The sequence below is a fragment of the Treponema sp. UBA753 genome (genome assembly GCF_002297325.1).
Lineage (GTDB): Bacteria > Spirochaetota > Spirochaetia > Treponematales > Treponemataceae > Treponema_D.
Genome location: NZ_DBKJ01000054.1, coordinates 1 through 4,303, shown reverse-complemented (window position 1 = coordinate 4,303; position 4,303 = coordinate 1). Strand labels below are relative to the sequence as shown.

Annotated in this window: 6 protein-coding genes and 1 other RNA gene; 6 read left to right on the top strand and 1 reads right to left on the bottom strand. The window is 41.1% G+C overall.

Annotated elements, in window-relative coordinates; all coding sequences use genetic code 11:
- Positions 1-121 precede the first annotated feature (121 nt).
- From B4C08_RS04705 to lptB, 6 genes are read left to right on the top strand one after another with little or no spacing between them, the layout of a single operon-like run.
- On the top strand, positions 122-1,210 hold the full coding sequence (locus B4C08_RS04705) for a polyprenyl synthetase family protein (protein ID WP_296663499.1): 1,089 nt from the start codon (positions 122-124) through the stop codon (positions 1,208-1,210).
- The gene (locus tag B4C08_RS04700) at positions 1,203-1,727 is read left to right on the top strand and encodes a tetratricopeptide repeat protein (protein WP_296091833.1); all 525 of its coding nucleotides are present in this window, start codon (positions 1,203-1,205) and stop codon (positions 1,725-1,727) included. The genes B4C08_RS04705 and B4C08_RS04700 overlap by 8 nt, the downstream gene beginning before the upstream one ends.
- Positions 1,728-1,746: 19 nt before the next feature.
- The gene (locus B4C08_RS04695) at positions 1,747-2,157 is read left to right on the top strand and encodes a SoxR reducing system RseC family protein (protein WP_296091832.1); all 411 of its coding nucleotides are present in this window, start codon (positions 1,747-1,749) and stop codon (positions 2,155-2,157) included.
- Between the two features lie 7 nt (positions 2,158-2,164).
- Positions 2,165-2,728, top strand: coding sequence for an LPS export ABC transporter periplasmic protein LptC (lptC, locus tag B4C08_RS04690; RefSeq protein ID WP_296663495.1), 564 nt, complete (start codon positions 2,165-2,167; stop codon positions 2,726-2,728).
- Positions 2,718-3,440 (top strand): LptA/OstA family protein, encoded by a 723-nt coding sequence (locus B4C08_RS04685; protein WP_296663493.1) that lies wholly within the window; start codon positions 2,718-2,720, stop codon positions 3,438-3,440. The genes lptC and B4C08_RS04685 overlap by 11 nt, the downstream gene beginning before the upstream one ends.
- Complete coding sequence (gene lptB, locus B4C08_RS04680; protein WP_295798590.1) at positions 3,424-4,170, top strand: LPS export ABC transporter ATP-binding protein; 747 nt, start codon at positions 3,424-3,426, stop codon at positions 4,168-4,170. The genes B4C08_RS04685 and lptB overlap by 17 nt, the downstream gene beginning before the upstream one ends.
- 5 nt (positions 4,171-4,175) lie before the next feature.
- Here the strand turns inward: lptB and ffs are convergent.
- An RNA gene (ffs, locus tag B4C08_RS04675) (signal recognition particle sRNA small type) lies at positions 4,176-4,274 on the bottom strand.
- Positions 4,275-4,303: the final 29 nt, after the last annotated feature.

Here is a 4,303-nt window from a genome sequence, read left to right as displayed (position 1 = left end):
CTCCGGCTTGACCGGAGTATCTCACGTGTAGAGATTTCCCGATTAAATCGGGGAATAACAGTTAATTTCCATTTCAAATAGCCATAGACTTTTGAAGCAACCTCAGTTATTATTGTATTCTATGAACAAGCATTTTTTGGCGCATTTGGAACAGATTGAATCTTCTATAAAAAACTTTCTTCCGCTTGAAGCAAACAGCGAATGGAAAAAACTTTCTTTTGGAAATGAAAATATAGACTCCAAGCACATTTTTCCGCTTATAGAAACAACACGCTCTTTAGTGGACCTTGGCGGAAAAAGATGGCGACCTCTGCTTTTAGTTTTATGCGCCCGAGCTTGTGCAAAAGACAAAGAAAAATCCCAAAAAGCGGCATATTTACTTGCGCCTCTTGTTGAATTTGTGCATACAGCAAGCCTTATCCATGACGACATTGAGGACAGTTCTCCTGTTCGCCGCGGAAAACCAGCCGCATACATAACTTACGGAATCGACACTGCAATAAACGCAGGTTCCTGGCTCTACTTTGAAGCTCCACTCTGCATAGAGAAATTAAATTGTTCTATAGAGCTTAAAAATAGACTTTTCACTAATTATCTTATGGAGCTTAGACGGCTTCATTTGGGGCAGGCAATGGACATAGCTTGGCACAGGGACAACACAAAAGTTCCTTCTGTGCAAGAATATCTTGAAATGGTAAAGGGCAAAACAGGAACGCTGGCTTCTCTTGCCGCCAAAACAGGAGCACTTGCTTCCAATGCGGACGATGAAACTGTAAAAAAAGCCGGAATAATCGCTTCTGAAATTGGAGCCGGATTTCAAATTATTGACGATGTTATAAATCTTACAACAGGAAATCCTGGCAAAAAGCGCGGAGACGACATTGTTGAAGGCAAAAAATCGCTTCCAGTTCTTACTTTTTTTGAGCAGAACAAGGAAAATCCCAAGGAAACTCAAGAACTTAGCCATTTCTTTATTCAGGCTGCAAAAGAAGGAATTGAAAGTCCGGCTGTAGAAAAAGCAATCGCCCTTATGGAACAAAATTCTTCTATTAAAATAGCAAAGAAAAAGGGAATCGAGCTTATTTTTAACGGAGGAAACTCTTTTATTGAACTTTTCGGAAAAGACAACGAGGATGCAATTCTTATAAAAGAGCTTTTTGTTTCGATGATTCCAAAAGAACTTATGGGAGCAGAAAATAAAGATGCTTGAAAACAGCGAAAAACTAAATAATCAGGCGGTTCATCTTGCCTCAAAAGGCGAATACGAAGATGCGATTGCCTGCCTAAAAAGGGCGATAACTGTAGAAAATTCAAATTATCTTTTGTGGTTCAACCTGGGGCTTACTTACCATGACGCAGGAAAAATTTCCCTTGCAAAAGCCGCAATGGAGCACGCTTACAGAATAAATCCATACGATGAAGACACATTGGACAGCCTAGCTTCATTTTGTGTTTCCACAAAGACATTTGACGAAGCCATGCTTTACTGCGCAAAAGGCCTTGAACTAAATCCAGTAAATCCGCATTACTGGAACACAAGCGGAGTTGTAAGTTTTCAGCAAGGCGATTATGTGGAAGCCGCCAATTTTTTTGAGCACGCAGTTTCGCTTAGCCCGCATTATTACGATGCACTTTTCAATCTGCGCGACACTTATCAAGAACTGAACAACAAAGCCGGCGTCCAGGAATGCAACAGGATGCTTGAGTCAATAAAAAAAACTGAATAAAATCCGCAAGAAGGAAAGCATGACCGAAAAAGCTCTTATAATGTCGATAAAAGAAAACAAAATTCTTGCCGCAAGATTTGAAAAAGAAGAATGCGCAAGCTGCTCAGCCGGATGCGCCAAAAGAAACCACGCATTTGAAGTTGCAAATCCGCATAACATGGAAATTTCAAGCGGTTCTATTGTAATAATCGGGGCAAACAAAAAAGTGCAGGCAGCACAGGGAATTGTTTCGCTTTTTATTCCGTTTCTGTGCGCAATCGCAGGATATTTTGCAGCCTCGCCTATAATGAATTTTTTCGGAAAATCGATTTCAAGCGACGGAAAAGCTGTGTTTGTGCTTTTGTTTCTTCTTTTGTCTTCTGCGCTAGTTTTTGCAGTTACACGGAAAATTCCAATTCCTGGCAAACCTGAAATAATAGAAGTTCTGTAAACGCAAAATGCTCAAAGCCGCTTTTTTCCTTTTGCTCCTTGCAATTTCCTCCTGTTCCTTAAAATACGATGAAAATCCCAGCGGAACAGACTCTTCCCCGGAACTTGAATTTAAAGACGCCGATTACAAAAAATACGAAGACAACAAACTTTCAACGCAGATTCAGGCGCAGACTCTTGAGCAATACAAGGACAGTTCAGCTTATGCAAAAGACGCAAGATTCAAAACTTGGAATTCAGGCGGCGATCTTTTGACTGAAGGATATTGCGCTTTGCTTGGAATCAACAGCGACACAAAAATCTACACGTTGTTCAACGAAATTTTCATCAACAACATCGAACAGAATTTCAAAATAAATGCGGAAAGACTAAAATGGAATTCAGAAACAAAGCAGATGGTTTCCACAAAGGATGGAAATGTAAAGCTTACAAGAAGCGACATTGAAATTCAGGGAAGCGGATTTTCTGCAAGCGGACTTTCCAAAAGTTTTGAATTTGCAAATCCTGTAACGGGAATAATCACAACGGATGACAACGAAGAATCAGACGGAGAAAATTTCAGTGAAGAGTAAAAAATTCATTTTGTTCTATATACTGCTTCTGATTTTTTCTTTTGCGGCAAGCGCGGAGCAGATAACGTTCAGCGCAGACTCAATGACGGGAACAGCTGGAAGCAAAAACAGCACGACAATTTTAAAAGGCAGTGCAAAGGTAAAAACAGAAAACATGGAAATTTCTGCGGAAACAATAGAGCTTTCCGGAAAGAATTTCAGGCGGATAGTTGCAAGCGGGAAAGTTGCCGGAAAAAACACAGAAAGCAAAATGGATTTTACCTGCGAAAGAATGCAATACGACAGGCAGACAAAAATCGCAGTTCTAGAGCAGAACGTTGAGCTTTCTGACACAGAGAACGGCGTAAATGCAAAGGCTGAACTCATTGAATACGACCAGAAAAAAGAAACCGCCATCATGCAGATTCAGGTGAATTTGACGCAAAAGAAAAATGTCTGCACTTCCGCCTACGCAATCTACAGCAAAAACGAGCAGACTTTGGAAATGAGCGGAAATCCGAAAATCGTGCAGAACGGAGACACTTTCCGCGCGCAGGTGATTCTTCTTGACATGGAAACTCAGGAAATAACGCTCACAGGAAGAGTAAAAGGCTCTGTTTCCACTGCGGAATCAAGCAAGCCAAATCAAAAAAATTCTACTGAACCAGAAAACAGCGAGAATACTGAAGAAAAAAAAGAAATCTCGGAGGAGCAGAATGGAATCCCAGAATAAAGAAAAAAGCACGCTAAGAGTTTCTTCATTATATAAGTCATTCGGGAAAAAAAGTGTTGTAAAGGGCGTTGATTTTTCTATGCAAACCGGGGAAGTTCTGGGACTTTTAGGGCCAAACGGAGCTGGAAAAACCACAACTTTTTATATGATTGTGGGATTTTATAAGCCAACAGCTGGCGATGTTTTTCTTGATGAAGAATGCATAACGCAGCTTCCAATGTACAAGAGAGCAAGGGCTGGAATTTCGTATCTTCCGCAAGAACCTTCAGTTTTTAGAAAACTTACAGTCGAAGAAAATATCTGGGCAATTCTTGAAACACGCAAGGATTTAACACGAATCGAAAAAAAACGGGAGCTTGACCAGCTTATAGAGGAATTCAACATCGGGCGCATAAGAAAACAGCAGGCGTACACTTTGTCTGGCGGAGAACGGCGCAGAACTGAAATAGCACGCTCACTTGCAATAGAGCCAAAATTTCTGCTTTTAGACGAGCCTTTTGCCGGAATAGATCCGATTGCAGTCGCGGATATAAAAGGAATCATAAGGCTGCTTGCAAAAAGAGGAATCGGCGTTCTTATAACAGATCACAATGTGCGCGATACTTTGGAAATAACTGACCGCGCCATAATAATTTCCACAGGAACAATTTTAGTTTCAGGCGGAAAAGAAGAGATTTTAAAGTCGCAGGAAGCCCGAGAAATCTACCTTGGAAAAGACTTTTCAATGTAAAAAAAAGAGCCTAGATAATCTCCGGCACCACTGCAAACTGAATACCGTTGCTGCGTTCCCGCTCTGGCGGGGTTTTCCAGCTGCAATGTGCAGAGCATCTAGGCTCAAAATCGGAAAGAGGGGGATTCGAACC